The sequence below is a fragment of the Pseudomonas sp. 3MAES_34.3B genome, assembly GCF_058145875.1.
In genome coordinates, this window is record NZ_CM176960.1 from 1,257,001 (window position 1) to 1,272,486 (window position 15,486).

Consider the following 15,486-nt stretch of genomic DNA (forward strand, 5'->3'; position numbering starts at 1 on the left):
CTTCCGGCTTGCATCACATCATCAGAACGACGTGGTCACACTGGCGTATACCGCCTGGCCATGCTGGTTGTAAGTGGCCGCACCTGCGGAGTTAGAGTTCCCTTCGCGGTACAGCTTCTTGTCCAGCAGGTTGTTCACGCCGCCGCCCAGCCGCACGTTCTTGGTGAGCTGGTAGCTGAGGTTGACGTTCACCAGGCTATAAGCGCCCACTTCGTCCGTGACTACGCCGGCGGCGTCTACCTTGGTGGTGCCACTGGTGGGCGGCTTCTGGCGACCGAAGCTGGTCACGCTCAGTTGTGTCGACAGCTTCTCGGTTGCCTGCCAGTCCAGCATCGAGTTAACGGTATAGCGCGGGATCATCGACAGCACGTTGCCGGTATCCAGGTCTTTGTTTTCCAGCATATAGGTGGCGTTGGTGGTCCAGGTCACGCTGTCCGATACCGGTACCGTGAGGTTGGCTTCCAGGCCTTGGGTCACCGCCTTTTTGGCATTTTCCCATTTGAGGATCATGTTGCCCCCGGAGGAGTAGCCGACCACGTCGGTGCCTGCTACCACTTTGTTCCGGTAGTCGTTGCGGAAGAACGTCAGCCCCGCGATGTAACCGTCACGCTTGAACTCGATCCCCAGCTCCTTGTTTACGCTGGTCTCGGCCTTCAAATCGGCGTTGCCCAGGATGTAGCAACTGCCGGTACTGCCGATGGGGCAACCGTTGCCCGAGCTCAGCAAGAGGTAATTGGGGTTCAACTGATAGAGGTTGGGTGCCTTGAACGCCCGAGCAATGCCGGCTTTGACGGTGAAGTCATCGTTGAGGCGCTGGGACAGGTTGAAGCTGGGTGACCAGTTCACGCCGAAATCGCTGTGCTGGTCCATGCGCAGCCCGGGGGTGAGCACGGTACCCGCCCAGGGTTCGATGTTGTCCTCGGTGAACAGCGAACCAATGGTTGCCCCTGTTGCGCTGCTGCGGGTGCCGGATGCAACCCCCGCGATAGAATCCGCAGCGGTGGAACCGCTCCAGTAGCTGCCCGAAGACATCGCCTGGCTGGTGGAGGCGGGGTCGTCCAGCTCCTGGCGGTTCCACTCGCCGCCTACCGTCAGCGTCTGGTCGACGCGCGTGGCGAGTGGCAGGTTGAATTCGCCATGCGCCAGGTAGCTCTTCAGGTCGCTGGTGGAGAAGTCGGTCGAATCGATCGTGCCTTCCACACCACCGGTGAGGCCCTCGTCGAGGCGGCGGTTACGGGTATGTTCGTATTGAAGGAAGAACTTGCTGGTGCCGAAGTCCCAGTCACCGTTATGGGTGACCGCGAAATTCTGCCTGTACAGCTTGTTGGTTTCCCGGCCAACCCACGGGCTTGCACTGGAAGCCTTGGGGTTGGTTTGCAAGTCGTAGTTGTACTGGGTGTCGCCGGCGTAGATGTTGCCCTGGCGGCTGAAGCCAGCGTCGAAGTCGAGGCTTTGTCGGTCGTCCAGTTTCCAGCTCAGGCGGCCGTTGAAGTCAGCATTGCGAACGCCTTCGGCACCTGCGGCCGCGGCTTCCCCTTCGGCCGCGTGGCCTTTGTTGATGTCGCTGCTGTCGCGGTCCGTCTTGCTCATGTTGCCGTACACGCGGTACGTGAGGTTTTGTGTAAGCGGCCCGCTCAACCCGAAGTTTGCGCGCTTGGTCGCGCCTTCGTCGCTGTCCTTGGGAATGTCGGTATACACCGTGAAGGTCCCGTGGGTTTCCTTCGTAGGCTGGCGGGTAATGATGTTGACCACACCGCCTGCGGCGCCATTGCCGTAGCGGGCGGCGGCAGGGCCACGGATCACTTCGATACGTTCTACCTGTTCTGCGGGCACCCAGTTGGTATCGCCACGGGTATCCCGGTCGCCTGTCCGGCCATAACGAATCGAGTTGCGAGACGTGACCGGCAAGCCGTCCACCAGGATCAGCGTGTTCTCCGGGCCCATGCCGCGAATGTCGATCTGGCGATTATTGCCGCGCACGCCGCTGGCACTGTTACCTGTGAGGTTGACGCCTGGCATTTTGCGGATGATGTCGGAAAGGTCATTGACCGGCGGTGCTTTGCGGATGTCCTCGGCGGTAATGACCGACACACCTGGTGCTTGCTTCAGTTCCTGCTCGGCGGTAACGAGGGTTTCGTCCAACACCACAGCAGGCGCAGATTGCGCAGGTGATGGGGTAGAGGAGTCTGCGGCTATCACGGCAGTGGAGAAAGAGGCTGCGATAACAGCCAAAGCGACATGGCGCTTGGGTGGAAGCAGAGGCACGATGGGGTTCCCGAATACTGATATCGCCGAGTGCGTCGGCGCGCCCGGGCGCTCTACAGCGCCGGTTGGGCGGTGATGATAATTCCTCGTATTCGGAGTTAAATCTTATTTACATATTTTACAGCGAGTGTCGGTTTGTACGCCTTGGTAACGTTTTTGGTACCAGGGCGCCCGGGTCAGCGAGCAGCGCCTGAGGTGATGCGTTGCAGTACCGCGTCATGCCCAGCGCGGTCCGCTTCTCGTGAAATGACCTGCACGATCGCCATGCGTGGCCCAGCACCCGCCATGAAGTAGGTGGTGAGGGTTTTACCGCCGCCAATCGTGGCCGTGGCGTCGATTTGCTGGGCGGCGAGGCCGTTCAGGCTCACACGCTTGTCGCCGGTTTGATGGAAGTCGGGCAGGCCCTGGGCTTGACGGCTGATAAAGCCTTGGCTGGCGCTGGCCAGAAAGGCATCGTTCTCCGCTTTACTGGCATCAAGGGCGTTCTGAAGCGGCATTTCGGTTACCACCACGATCCGTTTCTGCGCTTCGTTCATATAGAGCGTGCCCTCAGCGCCAGCCGTCCCATTGCTGGCTTCCCCCGGAGGCAACGCGGCGCTTTCATAGCCCGAAGGCAGGCTGAAACGCAGTTTGCCCGCCAGCAGGGAGATGGAGGTTGCAGCGCTGGCAGCAGGCGGCGCGGTGGCGGCTTTCGAGGCGTGCTGTGCCGACCAGGCAGGGGCATTGAGGGCACATAGCGCAATCAGGCCGAGGGACAAGGCGAGGGAGCGGGGTAGGGACATTACAGCCTCCGTAGGATTTCAGGCGGGCAATTCTCCTATAACTTCGCCACCCGCGGCGGACTATTTCAAGCCACCAAAACCCCATCGCGCTCCAATAATCAGCGCGCTGTTATTTTGGGCCGTTCGTCCTTCGGCACCGGCGCTCTTGAACTGGCTGGGCGCTGGCTGGTTCCACATTTATAGCCGCCGCCGGTCCCTTGAGGGGTATGTGCCGTCACCTCACACCACTCAACCCGCGGCCGAGGCCCAGCCTAGGCGGCAGGCCAAGGGCTGTCGCCCAAGACGTACGGGCGTGATCAGTTCGCTTTACTTTGCCGCATGGAGAGCAGTCACCCATGACCACACACATTGTGCATTTCACTTCATCGATCAATTCCACCTCCACAGGCGAGCTGATCGAAAAGTGTTCGCTGGCAGTGCAGAAAGGCGCTTCCGACATCGTGATCAAGATCGCAACCATGGGCGGCGAGTGCAGCTATGGCTTTTCGCTGTACAACTTTCTCATCGCGTTACCCATCCCTGTGCACACCCATAACCTGGGCACGGTGGAGTCCATGGGCAATATCATTTTCCTCGCAGGCGAGCGGCGCACGGCCTGCAAGCACAGCAAGTTCCTGTTCCACCCGTTCCACTGGAACCTGCACGGCTCGGTGGACCATGCGCGGATGTCCGAGTACGCCATGAGCCTGGATTATGACCTTGAGCTTTATTCGCGCATCGTTGACGAGCGCACCTACGGCGCCAGCGTCCCGCTTGATGTTTCGAGTTGTCTGATCGCCGCTCCCCGCATTCTCAATGCCGAGGAAGCCTTGGGTGCCGGCGTGGTTCACGCAGTCGACGAATTGCCCATGCCAGCGGATGCTGTGTGCTATAGCGTGCACGGCTGACTGGCACCGGCCTGTAAGCCAGGCCTTCAGGCGGCTTCAGTGATATTTACCAACCCCGGAAACGAAGACGGCTCCCACTGAGGGGAGCCGTTTCTTTTATAACTGCCTTTTCCTTTGCCTGGGCGTTCTTGCCTGGACCGAAACAGTGGTTGGGCAACAATGCTCTTGGCCTTGTTGGGGCGTTTCTTGCGGCTTGCCATTGGGCATTCTCCTGGCGGTTGCTGGTACGCGGTGGTAAGCGCTGTGTAAGTGCCTACAACCGGGTGTGATTTTAGCAAGATACCGAAAGCATCGGCCATCATTGCGGCCGATGCTCGCAATCACTGCACAGAGGGCCGATAGCTACGCCAAAGCCGCGCCGGCCGCCGGGCTCAGGGAGCGAGCCCGTCAAACAGCATCTGCGTCATCTGCCTTACGCGCTGGGCATGGGCGGTGAGGTCAGGGGTGTCTTCCTGAACCAGGCGCATGAACAGCAGGGTGCTGTAGTCATTGAGAAACCACGCCAGGTAGTTTGCATCCAGCCGAGCGTTGAGCAGCTGGCGGGCCTGCAGATCACGCAGCAGCCGGCCTATTTCTTCCACCAGCCTCGCGTTCAGTGGCAATACGGTTTCGGGGCGGGCGGCCAACAGGCCGAGGGGCAACAACTCGCGCCAAATGGTGGGAGGAAGGACCTTGAGTTCGTGTCGCACGATCAAGGCCTCGAGATGGCACATGGCGTCCACGGCGTTATCAAAGGCGGGCAGGCTCAACCGGGCATCGCTTACCGCCACCTGGTTGGCCTGCTCTACCACGGCCAGCAGGATCTCCTGCTTGCTCCCGAAGTAATTGAACACGGTGGGAGTAGAAACCCCCGTGCGGGTGGCTATCTGTTCCACGGTGGTGGCCGCGAAGCCTTGATCCTCGAACAGTGCCAGCGCGGCGGCAAGGATGGCCTGCCGGCGTTGTTCCTTCTGTCGTTCCCGTAACCCACTCATTCCCATTGGCTCTGCTGATGGCCGAGTGGCGATTCTAAAACAAGTCATAGCTCGATCAAACTTTTTATTTGACTATAAAGTTTTATGACGATAAAAAGTATGCACGCCAACCCAGAGAAGCTTTCATGACTTCTGATCTCAACCAGGCCTTGCGCGGCGCCTATGCCGCCGCTGGCAGCGAGCCACACCTTTCCTTGATGCAAGGCTTTCCCCCCGCGCCGGCGGACCTGGTCACTTGGGGCAACTTCATGCGCCCGCCCTACAACCGTTGGGCGTTCCACAACCTGGGGCGCCTGCGGCCAACCGTCAGCGTGGAGCGAGGCACGGGTATTCCCGCGCCACTGGATGCCACCACGCCGCGCCTGGAACGCTTCGAATTCCTCGGCGCACACGGTGAGCCCGTCAGCCTTGATGCGCACCTGCAAGCAAGTGCCACGGATGGTTGGCTGGTGATGAAAGACGGCGCGGTGGTTCAGGAGCGCTACTTCAACGGCCACCAGCCACTCAAGCGGCACATCATGTTTTCGGTGACCAAATCCCTGGTGGGCATGCTGGCGCAAGGGATGGTGCTTGCCGGCGAACTCGATGAGCAAGCCTTGGCCGCACACTACGTGGAAGAACTGGCTGGCAGCGCCTTCGGTGATGCCACGGTACGGCAGTTGCTCGATATGGCAGTGGCCATCGACTACGAGGAAATCTACGACGACCCCACCAGCGGTAGCTCGCAGTTCGGCTACGCCTGCGGGCTTACCTTGCCACCCGCGCAGGTCACGGCGACCTACGCCTCGCTCTATGAATACCTTCCCGCCACGCGCAAGAAGGGTGAACACGGTGGTTTCTTCCACTACGTGACGGCCACCACCGAAGCCCTGGCCTGGGTGATGGAGCGCGCAAGCGGTCGCAGCTGCGCCCAGCAGCTGGCGGATACGTGGCAGGGGCTGGGCTGTGAGCGCGACGGCTTTTTCGTGGCCGACCCCTGGGGGCGAAATGTCGCCGGTGCAGGCTTCAACGCCACCCTGCGCGACATGGCGCGGTATGGGTCGATGTTGCTCAAGCGAGGCGCAGCCAACGGCAGGCAGTTGGTGCCCGAGGCTGTGATCGATTCGGTGCTGGCAGGCGGCGACCCCGCCGTGTATGCGAGCAACGAGGTGTTTTCGTCCTGGAGCCCCGGCGCGACGTACCGCAGCCAGTGGTACGTATACCCCGGCGAGGCATTGCTGGCCGTGGGCATTCATGGGCAGTACCTGTATGTCGATTTCCAGCGCGAGGTAGTGATCGTGAAGCAGTCGTCGTTGCCCGTAGCCGAAAGCGTACTGGACATCGATACGCTGCGCCTGATCAGAGCGTTGGCTGTAGCCCTTTGACGTAGCCGGCGCACCGGCGTGACTCGATTCAGGGAGGTATTCATGAAACGTTTGCTGCAGCTTCACCTTGCCGCGCTGTTGCTCACTGGTACCGCGCTGGCGGCGCAGGCCGAACCCACCGGGGGCCAGTTGCGTATCTACAACTGGATCGAGTACCTGCCCAAGGATGTGTTGGCGGGCTTCACGCAACAAACCGGCATCGAAGTGGTGTACGACATCTTCGACAGCCCGCAAACCCTGGAGGCGCGCCTGCTCACGGGTAATTCGGGCTACGACGTGGCGTTCCCCAGCAGTAGCCAGCTGCCTGCGCTGATCAAGGCAGGCGCGGTCCAGCCGCTCGAACGCCAGCAGTTGCCCCATTGGCATGAACTGGACACCACGCTGATGCACCAGCGTGAGCCGCTCGACCCGGGTAACCGCTATGCCGTGCCGTATCTGTGGGGCAGCACACTGTTGGGCTACAACCAGGCCAAGGTGGAGGCGGTGCTGGGCCAAGGCGTGGACATGCGTAACTATGACTGGCTGTTCAAGCCGGAAAACATCACCAAGCTCAGCCAATGCGGGGTTGCCATCCTGGATAGCCCCAGCGAAGTCTTCCCTATCGCGCTCAACTACCTGGGCCTGGACCCCAACAGCACCAACCCGGCCGATTACGACAAGGCCGCCGCGCTGTTGCAGTCGATCCGGCCCTATGTGCGCTACTTCAATTCGGCGAAGTACCCGCAAGACCTTGCCAACGGTGATATCTGCGTGGCGCTGGGATGGTCGGGCGCCGTGCTGGCGGCGCGTAATCTCGCGCTGGCGGCGCACAACGGCAATGACATCAGGCTGGCTTTACCCGGCCAAGGCACCTTGATGTGGTCGGACGACATGGTAATTCCCAAGGGCGCGAAAAACCTTGCCCAGGCCCATGCCTTCATCGATTACCTCTTGCAGCCCGAAGTGATCGCCAAGGTGAGCAACGAGATCGGGTACCCCAACCCTAACCCGGCGAGTACTTCACTTATTGACCCTGCGCTTCGCGCCGAAGAAAACCTCTTCGTGCCGGAGAAAGACCGCAGCAAGTTGTTCCAGATCGACCCGCCAGGATTAAAGGTGCAGCGATTGATGACGCGCTTGTGGAACAGGATTCGCTCTGATGTGTGAGTGACGCCGCCCGCCCACCGATCCACCCCAGTTGCAATGCCACACGAGGCCCATCGCACGAGGCCTCGGAAGGCTAGCCGTTGCCTGCGATTCGGCAACTGGCACTAGCCAGAACGAAACACCCATAACAACAACACCGCTGTCCGCGTTTCCTCTGCCATTCAAAACGAAAACAATCGGAGCAGAAGTACATGAACAAGTTGGTTTCTCTGGCCCTGGGCATGGCGTCCATCGGCCTGTCAGCCCCCGGCTACGCCTTTGATATCACCCCCGAGACCATGCTCAGCGTCGATGTGATCGCCGCCAGCGATTATCGCGTGGGCGGGTTTTCATTGACTCAAGGCAACCCGGCACTGATGAGTGCCGCAACGCTGGTACATAAACCCAGCGGCTTGTTCGCCGGCGTATTTACCAGCAATGTGGATTTCGGCACCGATACCCGGCGCGAATTCGACTACTACGCCGGTATTGCCCGGCCCTTGACGGAACATACCCGGTTCTCGCTGGAGTACGTGGCATACGACTACCCCAAAGACAGCTGGGTGAACTTCCACGAATGGATCGGCACGGTCGGGTTCTATGGCGCCACCCTCGGAATGAAGTACACCAATGACCTGCAGAACCCACCCGCCCGCGCAGCGCTGGCAGCCGACCTTGCGCCCTATGGCATCACCATAAAGCCCAGGGACAAGGAGCGCGTGGTGACGTGGCTGGAATACACCATGCCGTTGCCTTATCAGGTGTTGTTGAACGCCCGCTACGGCTACACCGATACCCACGATGACCTGGCTTACCAATCGGGCAATGGCTCGTTCCGCAGCACATACCGCGACTGGCAAGTGGCGATCAGCAAGCCTTTCCTGGGGCTTACCTGGAAGGCTGCCTACATCGACACCGACCTTTCCAAGGCCGAGTGCTATTCAGCCTTCGGCGCTGCAGGCGACTGTTCTGCCACAGTAGTGGCTTCCGTCATCAAATCCTTCTGATCGCGCTGTCTAGTCGAGGCTTCACATGGTCGTTAGAACACTCAAACACACGCTGCGCCTGAGCGCCTGCGCACTCGCACTGTCCGCTGTGGCCAGCCTGCCGGCGCATGCTCAGGAGCCGGGCGCGGAAGCGGGACCACAGCGTAGCTGGCAGCCGTTCTGGGGCAAGCGGGTAACCGGTTACCTGAAGGCAGCCGACGGCACAGCGCTGCGCTACTCGGTATTGCTACCCAAAGGGGAGGGCCGCTTCCCGGTGGTGGTGCGCTACAGCGGGTACGATTCGGGCAGCATCGGCGGGCCGGCTTATCTGCATGATGACGAGACCTTCTCCGTGGCGACCGACAAGGCGCTGGTCGAGCGAGGTTATGCGGTGATGGGGGTGCAGGCCCGCGGCACGGGTTGCTCGGAAGGTACCTTCGATTTCCTCGGCCCGGCCTATGGCACCGATGGCCGCGATGCGATCGAGTTTGCTGCGGCTCAAACCTGGTCGTCCGGGGACATCGGCATGTTTGGCTGGTCGTGGGCAGGCATGTCTCAGCTGATGACGGCTGAAGCCCAGCCTGCGCACCTCAAGGCCATTGCCCCTGGCATGGTCATAGGCGATGCACGAAGCGACAGCTGGGCGCCGGGCGGGGTACCGAACCAGGCATTTACCACCTCTTGGCACTGGTTCGTGGACATGCGCTGGGAAGCGGTGAAGGCCAGTGCCAAGGCCGAGAACGACAGCCGCTGCCTGGCGCGGGTGAGCGAGAACCAGGCGAAGGTGGTGAGCACGTCGCTGATGTACAACCTGTTGCGCCACCCCCTGCGCGACGACTGGGCGCAGCAGCGTAGCCCGCGCGACCATGCCGATCGGATCAAGGTGCCAGTGCTGGCCATGCACACCTGGCAGGACGAGGCGGTGCTGGCACGCGAGGGCTATTACCAAGAGCGCCTGGCCCCGAAACAGCTGTGGCAGGTGGAATCCAGCGGCGGCCATAACCTGTATGAGTCCGAGCGGTTCCGGCAGAAACTGGTCGCGTTTCTCGATCACTTTGTAAAGGGTGAACAGAACGGCTTCGAGCACAGCCCCAGGGTAGAACTGTGGCAGGAAACCGTAGCCGCCCAACGCGACGGCGGCCGTCATGAGCCTAATGAAACCGCGGCCCCGAGCTGGACGGTGGAACGCGACAGTTACCCGCTACGCGTGAAACCGGCCACCTTCGCGCTAGGTGAACACGGTGTGCTGGTAAGGGACGGGAAGGGCAGCGGAGCAGGCGATAGCTATGGCTACCCTATCCCCGGGCCGGACGTGAATACCTACCTTAACGACAACGCCTGGGGGCCACAGCATCCGGCCTGGAAGCAAGGCAGCCTGGCCTACACCAGCGCGCCCTTCGAGCGGGATTTCCTCAGCTATGGCACGGGCAGCTCCGACTTGTGGCTGACCACCTTCCTCGCGCCAGACACCGACGTGCAGGTGACGGTCACTGAAGTTCGCCCGGATGGCCAGGAGGTGTATGTGCAGCGTGGCTGGCTGCGTATGTCGTTGCGTAAGCTGGACGCTGCACGCTCCACCGCACTGCGCCCCTGGCTGCTGGACGATCCGGATGGCATCGAGCCGATGCTGCCCAATGTGCCGGCGCTCGGCCGGGTAGAGATCCCGCCGTTTTCCCACCCCTTCCGCAAGGGTTCGCGGCTGCGCCTGTGGATCGACACGCCCTCGGGCACTGGCGGGTATGGCTTCGATTACTTCTCTATCCCCAGCCGCAACACCGTTTTGCATGACGACGCGCACCCTTCGCAACTGGTGCTGGGCGAGCTGACTGACGTAGCCGTGCCACCAGCGCTTCCAGCGTGCGGCTCGCTGCTCAAGCAACCGTGCCGGCCAGACCCATTGAAATAACCATCAATTCCCTGACCACAGGATTTGCACATGCACACGTACGCATCCGCTTCACGCTTGATCAATACCCTGGCCAGCCTTGGCCTGGCCGCCGCCTCGTTGGCCGCCCTCAGCGCGCCAGCGCAGGCTTTGGAATTGAAGGAAAAGATCCCGAACCGCCTGAGCCATGACCTGGCATTGCAGATCGATGTGAACCTCGGCCCGCAGGAGGATATGGGTAACAGCCCGGACGGGCATCGCATCAACTACCCGATCATCGGTGGCACCTTCGTGGGCAAGGACCTGGATGGCAAGCCCATCGAAGGTACCGTGGTACCCGGCGGCGCCGACATGTCGGTGACCCGCGCCGATGGGGTCACGCTGATCAACGCCTTGTACCGGCTGAAAACCTCGGATGGCCAGATCATTCTCATCGACAACGCCGGCATCTGGCGCCTCAATGCGTCGGGGCAGGCCAAGAAAGCCAAGGGGCTGGGGCTGCGGGACATGAAGGAGACCGACTTCTATTGCCGCACCACGCCGTCCTTCAAGACCCAGCCCGGCACGCATGCCTGGATGAACGACTACATCTTCACCGGCACCATCGATGGGTTGAGCGAGCATGAGGTGCTGATCAGCGTTTATCGCGTAGACGGTCAATAACGAGGGCCTTTTCTGCACCGCAGGCTAGCACCGCGCTGCCTGATGGTGCACCTGAACAGCAACACGCCTCTTACGTTTCCTGTTCAAGGCCCGTACCACGGGCAGTTGCTGCGCATGGCATAGCCATTGCTACAACCTGCCCGTGGTCAACGTCGATCACCCCAACACGACAACGTCGCCGTGCTGCTCTCTGAAACGTTCAGAAGGGCCGCATGGCGTTTTCGTTTTTAAAGGGGCGAGAAAAGGCCGTGACGGAACAAACCATTCGAAGTGTGTGCCCCTACTGCGGCGTTGGCTGCGGCATTGTCATGCAGGTGCAGGAGGGGCGGGTGAGCAAAGTGGTGGGCGACAAGCAGCACCCCACCAATACCGGCCGCCTGTGCACCAAGGGGACTACCTGCCACCAGGCGTTGGAGGGCTCTGGCCGCATGGCTCACGCCTACCTGCGTGGAGGCAGGGCGCTGGAGCCGGTACGCACGCCCATGGCCGAGGCAGTGCAAAATACGGCCGAGCGCCTGCGTGCCATCCTCGACACCCATGGGCCAGACGCAATAGCCTTTTATGTGTCCGGGCAAATGTCTCTGGAAGCTCAGTACCTGGTGAACAAGCTGGCCAAGGGTTACATCGGTACCAACCAGATCGAATCCAACTCGCGCCTGTGCATGGCCAGCGCAAGCAGCGGCTACAAGCTGTCGCTGGGCGCCGACGGCCCGCCCGGTGCCTATGATGATCTGGACAGGGCCGACCTGTTCTTTGTGATCGGCGCGAACATGGCCGACTGTCACCCGATTCTTTTCCTTCGCATGATGGATCGGGTGAAGGCTGGCGCGAAACTGATCGTGGTGGACCCCCGCCGCAACGCCACGGCGGAAAAAGCCGACCTGTTCCTGCAGATCAACCCGGGCACCGACCTGGCCCTGCTCAACGGGCTGCTGTACCTGTTGCACTGCAACGGCCACACCGACGCGGCGTTTATCGCCGAATTCACCGAAGGGTGGGGCGAGCTGCCGGAATTCCTGTCCCAGTACACCCCGCAAGCGGTAGCGCAGATCACCGGCTTGGCGCCCGAAGCGATTGCGCAGGCGGCGCAGTGGATCGGCGAGGCCGGGGCCTGGATGAGTTGCTGGACCATGGGCCTGAACCAGTCCACCCACGGCACCTGGAACACCAACGCGCTGTGCAACCTGCACCTGGCCACCGGCAAGATCTGCCAGCCCGGCAGCGGGCCGTTTTCACTCACTGGCCAGCCTAATGCCATGGGCGGGCGCGAGATGGGCTACATGGGCCCCGGCCTGCCTGGCCAGCGCTCGGTGCTGGTGGACGAGGACCGTGCATTTGTAGAGCGCGCCTGGGGCATCCCGGAGGGCACGCTGCACACCCAGCTGGGGGCGGGCACCGTTGCATTGTTCGAAAGCATGGCCACCGGCAGCGTCAAGGCCTGCTGGATCATCTGCACCAACCCGGTCGCGAGTGTGGCTAACCGCAGCAAGGTGATCGAGGGGCTGCAAACGGCGGAGCTGGTGATCACCCAGGATGCCTACCTCGACACCGAAACCAACCGCTACGCGGACGTACTGCTACCTGGCGCGCTATGGGCCGAGGCCGAGGGCGTGATGATCAACTCCGAACGCAACCTCACGCTCATGCAACAGGCCGTAGAGCCGCCCGGGGAAGCGATGGCCGACTGGCGCATCATCGCCGAAGTCGCCTGTGCCATGGGCTATGCCGAGGGCTTTTCCTACAGCTGCGCGGCAGACGTGTTCGAGGAAATCAAACGCTTTCACAACCCGGGCACCGGTTATGACATCCGGGGCGTTAGCCATCAACGGTTGCGCCAAGGCCCCGTACAGTGGCCCAGCGCATCCGAGGCCGACGGCAGCCGTTCGCCGATCCGCTACGTTAACAACGGCATCAGCCAGGCGCTGGCCGTGCGCGAAGATGGCAGTCGACCGCGGCTGGCGTTTCCTACGGCAAACGGTAAGGCCCGGTTTTTTGCCCGGCCGCATATGGCGCCGGCCGAGCTGCCTGACGTGGCGTATCCGTTTGTACTGAACACCGGCCGGGTGCAGCACCAATGGCACACGCTGACCAAGACCGGGAAGATCGCGACCCTCAACAAGCTCAACCCGGGGCCGTTCATAGAAGTGCACCCCGAAGACGCTGATCGCCTTCGGGTGAAGGGCAAGGATCACCTTGAAGTGCGCTCGCGCCGTGGCCGCGCCGTGTTGCCGGTGCTGGTGAGTGACCGCGTGCGCCCTGGTGCCTGTTTCGCGCCGTTTCACTGGAATGACCTCTATGGCGAGAACCTGGCGATCAATGCGGTCACCAACGATGCGATCGACCCGATTTCCCAACAGCCCGAATTCAAGTTCTGTGCCGTCAGCCTCAGCCGTGTGGACCTGCTTGACCACCAGTTTCTGGAAACCTCGGTTCATGAAGAGGCAAAAGCCCACCTTCCGCTTTCGTCCAGGGAAACTGACATGGCTGCTATCGACGCCTTTGCCAACCTGATCGGGGTACAGCAGTGTGCCCCTCCGCCGCTGAGCGATGCCGAGCGTACCTATATGGGCGGCTTCATTGGAGGGCTGCGGGCCAACCCGAACGCCGGCATACCGAGCCTGCCCGTAAGCGCCCCGTTGGCCGCCCCTGTGCGGCTGTGGCTGGATGGGATGCTCGCCGGACTGTTCAGCCGCACGGCCGGGTTGGCAATCGAGCCCCTGGCGGTGCCTGCGGCCAACCCCGAAGCATTGCCGGTCACCCTGTTATGGGCCTCGCAAACGGGTAATGCCGAAGCCCTCGCCGCACGCTTCGCACAGCGCCTGACTGCGGCGGGTTGCAGCGTGGAACTGGCGCCCATGGACAGCTACCCGGCACACCAACTGGAAAAGGCAGGCAACCTGTTGTTGCTCAGCAGCACCTTCGGTGACGGCGACCCACCTGATAACGGACAGGTGTTCTGGGAGACCCTGAACACAGGTGCGCCGAACCTGGCCAAGGTGCGCTATGCCGTGCTGGCGTTGGGCGATACCAGTTATGACCGGTTCTGCCAGCACGGCAAGAACCTGGACCAGCGCCTTGCAGAGTTGGGTGCGCAGCGCCTGGCCGCGCGGCTCGATTGCGAGGCCGACGCCGATGACACTGCGCACCAGTGGCTCGACGCGTTACTGGACGGGCTGGGGCAAGGCCGTGGCGAAAAGCCAGATACATCCCCAGTGGTGGCCCCGCCAGCCATTAGCAAGGCATGCCCCGCCGTGTTGCGCCTGACTCAGAGCGTCAAGCTCAATAAGGAAGGTTCCAGCAAAGACACCCGGCAACTGATTTTCTCGCTGGGCGACTCCGGCCTGCGCTATGAAGCCGGCGACGCCCTTGGCGTATGGCCACGCAACTGCCCCGAGTTGGTCGAAGAAGTCCTCGATCACAGCGGGCTCGATGGCGCGCAGCCCGTTGCTGTTTCCGGGGCAGGCGAAATGCCCTTGCGCACGGCCCTCATGGACCACTATGAAATTGCCAGGCCAACCCCTGAAGCGTTGGCGCTTGTGGCGCAGCGCGGCGGCCATACGGCGCTGGGCGAACTGCTTGGGCCGAACCGTTCCGCGCTCAAGGACTGGCTATGGGGCCGGCAGCTGGCCGACGTGCTTCGGGAGTTTCCCGCCAGCCATGCGGCCTCCGAGCTGCTGGCAAGCTTGAAACGCCTGCAGCCCCGGTTGTATTCCATCGCCTCAAGCCCTCTCGCGCACATCGGCGAGGTGCACCTTACGGTAGGTACCGTGCGTTACGGCCAGCGCAAGGGGGTGGCCTCGACCTATCTCGCCGACCGCGCCGTGGGCCGTGATGTGCAAGCTTTCGTTCAAGCGTCCCGCCACTTCCGCGTACCCCAACAAGGCGACACGCCGATGATCATGATCGGCCCCGGCACCGGCATTGCGCCGTTTCGTGGGTTCTTGCATGAACGGCGCGCGCTGGGCCACACCGGGCGCAACTGGTTGTTCTTCGGCGAGCAGCATGCCGCGTCGGATTACTACTACCGCGAGGAACTGGAAGGGATGCACAGCGATGGCTTGCTGACCTCTCTCAGCCTGGCGTTTTCGCGTGATCAGGCCGCCAAGGTGTACGTGCAGGAGCGCATGCGTGAGCAGGGCGCGCAGTTATGGCGGTGGCTGGAGGAGGGCGCTTCACTTTATGTGTGTGGTGACGCCAGCCGCATGGCGCAGGATGTGGAAACAGCCCTCTGCGACATCGCTCGAAGCCATGGTGGCCACACCAGCGAAACGGCCCAGGCTTATATCCGAACGTTGGCACAACAGAAGCGATATCTGCGGGACGTGTATTAAAAGCACCGGGGGAAAAGGCAGTTCCCACAGCCGAAACCATGAGCCGACTAACGGCATATTTTGAGGATCCAATAAATCAAGCACTTGGCAGGCACCGGACAGGCGGGGCATGCGCCCGTGCAGTCATTCATCTTTTGCTCATTCTCTAAACAGTAACGCACCTGGGACGGGCATTTCCGCCCGCAGATGCGCCTCGGCTTCTTTCGATGGATACCTGCTTTGAA

The 15,486-nt window shown here is 61.8% G+C and carries 11 protein-coding genes; 7 read left to right on the forward strand and 4 right to left on the reverse strand.

What is annotated here, in order from left to right; translation table 11 throughout:
• Nucleotides 1-21: 21 nt before the first annotated feature.
• Entirely contained in the window at nt 22-2,259 is a 2,238-nt protein-coding gene (locus tag AC3Z8Y_RS05690; RefSeq protein WP_490089944.1) for a TonB-dependent siderophore receptor, read from the reverse strand.
• Between the two features lie 182 nt (nt 2,260-2,441).
• On the reverse strand, nt 2,442-3,047 hold the full coding sequence (locus AC3Z8Y_RS05695; protein ID WP_490088809.1) for a DcrB/PsbP domain-containing protein: 606 nt from the start codon (nt 3,045-3,047) through the stop codon (nt 2,442-2,444).
• Between the two features lie 335 nt (nt 3,048-3,382).
• Between AC3Z8Y_RS05695 and AC3Z8Y_RS05700 the strand changes: the two genes are divergently transcribed.
• A complete protein-coding gene (locus tag AC3Z8Y_RS05700) occupies nt 3,383-3,934 on the forward strand; it encodes an ATP-dependent Clp protease proteolytic subunit (RefSeq protein WP_181115053.1) in 552 nt (183 codons plus the stop codon).
• A gap of 26 nt (nt 3,935-3,960) precedes the next feature.
• Here the strand turns inward: AC3Z8Y_RS05700 and arfA are convergent, their stop codons facing one another.
• Nucleotides 3,961-4,134 (reverse strand): alternative ribosome rescue factor ArfA, encoded by a 174-nt coding sequence (gene arfA, locus AC3Z8Y_RS05705; RefSeq protein ID WP_490088810.1) that lies wholly within the window; start codon nt 4,132-4,134, stop codon nt 3,961-3,963.
• 171 nt (nt 4,135-4,305) lie between these two features.
• Nucleotides 4,306-4,908, reverse strand: a complete 603-nt coding sequence (locus AC3Z8Y_RS05710) for a TetR/AcrR family transcriptional regulator (RefSeq protein ID WP_490088811.1) — start codon at nt 4,906-4,908, stop codon at nt 4,306-4,308.
• A gap of 125 nt (nt 4,909-5,033) precedes the next feature.
• On the opposite strand from AC3Z8Y_RS05710, the gene AC3Z8Y_RS05715 reads away from it, so the two are divergent.
• From AC3Z8Y_RS05715 to AC3Z8Y_RS05740, 6 genes are all read left to right on the forward strand, one after another.
• Nucleotides 5,034-6,272, forward strand: coding sequence for a serine hydrolase domain-containing protein (locus tag AC3Z8Y_RS05715; protein WP_490088812.1), 1,239 nt, complete (start codon nt 5,034-5,036; stop codon nt 6,270-6,272).
• 42 nt (nt 6,273-6,314) lie between these two features.
• Nucleotides 6,315-7,418 (forward strand): polyamine ABC transporter substrate-binding protein, encoded by a 1,104-nt coding sequence (locus AC3Z8Y_RS05720; protein ID WP_490088813.1) that lies wholly within the window; start codon nt 6,315-6,317, stop codon nt 7,416-7,418.
• A 191-nt stretch (nt 7,419-7,609) separates the two neighbouring features.
• The gene (locus AC3Z8Y_RS05725) at nt 7,610-8,404 is read left to right on the forward strand and encodes a TorF family putative porin (protein WP_490088814.1); all 795 of its coding nucleotides are present in this window, start codon (nt 7,610-7,612) and stop codon (nt 8,402-8,404) included.
• A gap of 25 nt (nt 8,405-8,429) precedes the next feature.
• Nucleotides 8,430-10,289 (forward strand): CocE/NonD family hydrolase, encoded by a 1,860-nt coding sequence (locus AC3Z8Y_RS05730; RefSeq protein WP_490088815.1) that lies wholly within the window; start codon nt 8,430-8,432, stop codon nt 10,287-10,289.
• 30 nt (nt 10,290-10,319) lie between these two features.
• The gene (locus AC3Z8Y_RS05735; protein ID WP_490088816.1) at nt 10,320-10,931 is read left to right on the forward strand and encodes a DUF3237 domain-containing protein; all 612 of its coding nucleotides are present in this window, start codon (nt 10,320-10,322) and stop codon (nt 10,929-10,931) included.
• 248 nt (nt 10,932-11,179) lie between these two features.
• The gene (locus AC3Z8Y_RS05740) at nt 11,180-15,262 is read left to right on the forward strand and encodes a bifunctional nitrate reductase/sulfite reductase flavoprotein subunit alpha (RefSeq protein ID WP_490089945.1); all 4,083 of its coding nucleotides are present in this window, start codon (nt 11,180-11,182) and stop codon (nt 15,260-15,262) included.
• Nucleotides 15,263-15,486: the final 224 nt, after the last annotated feature.

Bases quoted from the DNA above. Each gene is read 5' to 3' on its own strand.
- AC3Z8Y_RS05735 (WP_490088816.1), top strand. From the start codon at position 10,320: ATGCACACGTACGCATCCGCTTCACGCTTGATCAATACCCTGGCCAGC.
- AC3Z8Y_RS05720 (WP_490088813.1), top strand. From the start codon at position 6,315: ATGAAACGTTTGCTGCAGCTTCACCTTGCCGCGCTGTTGCTCACTGGT.
- AC3Z8Y_RS05710 (WP_490088811.1), bottom strand. From the start codon at position 4,908: ATGAGTGGGTTACGGGAACGACAGAAGGAACAACGCCGGCAGGCCATC.
- AC3Z8Y_RS05725 (WP_490088814.1), top strand. From the start codon at position 7,610: ATGAACAAGTTGGTTTCTCTGGCCCTGGGCATGGCGTCCATCGGCCTG.
- arfA (WP_490088810.1), bottom strand. From the start codon at position 4,134: ATGGCAAGCCGCAAGAAACGCCCCAACAAGGCCAAGAGCATTGTTGCC.
- AC3Z8Y_RS05700 (WP_181115053.1), top strand. From the start codon at position 3,383: ATGACCACACACATTGTGCATTTCACTTCATCGATCAATTCCACCTCC.
- AC3Z8Y_RS05695 (WP_490088809.1), bottom strand. From the start codon at position 3,047: ATGTCCCTACCCCGCTCCCTCGCCTTGTCCCTCGGCCTGATTGCGCTA.
- AC3Z8Y_RS05730 (WP_490088815.1), top strand. From the start codon at position 8,430: ATGGTCGTTAGAACACTCAAACACACGCTGCGCCTGAGCGCCTGCGCA.
- AC3Z8Y_RS05715 (WP_490088812.1), top strand. From the start codon at position 5,034: ATGACTTCTGATCTCAACCAGGCCTTGCGCGGCGCCTATGCCGCCGCT.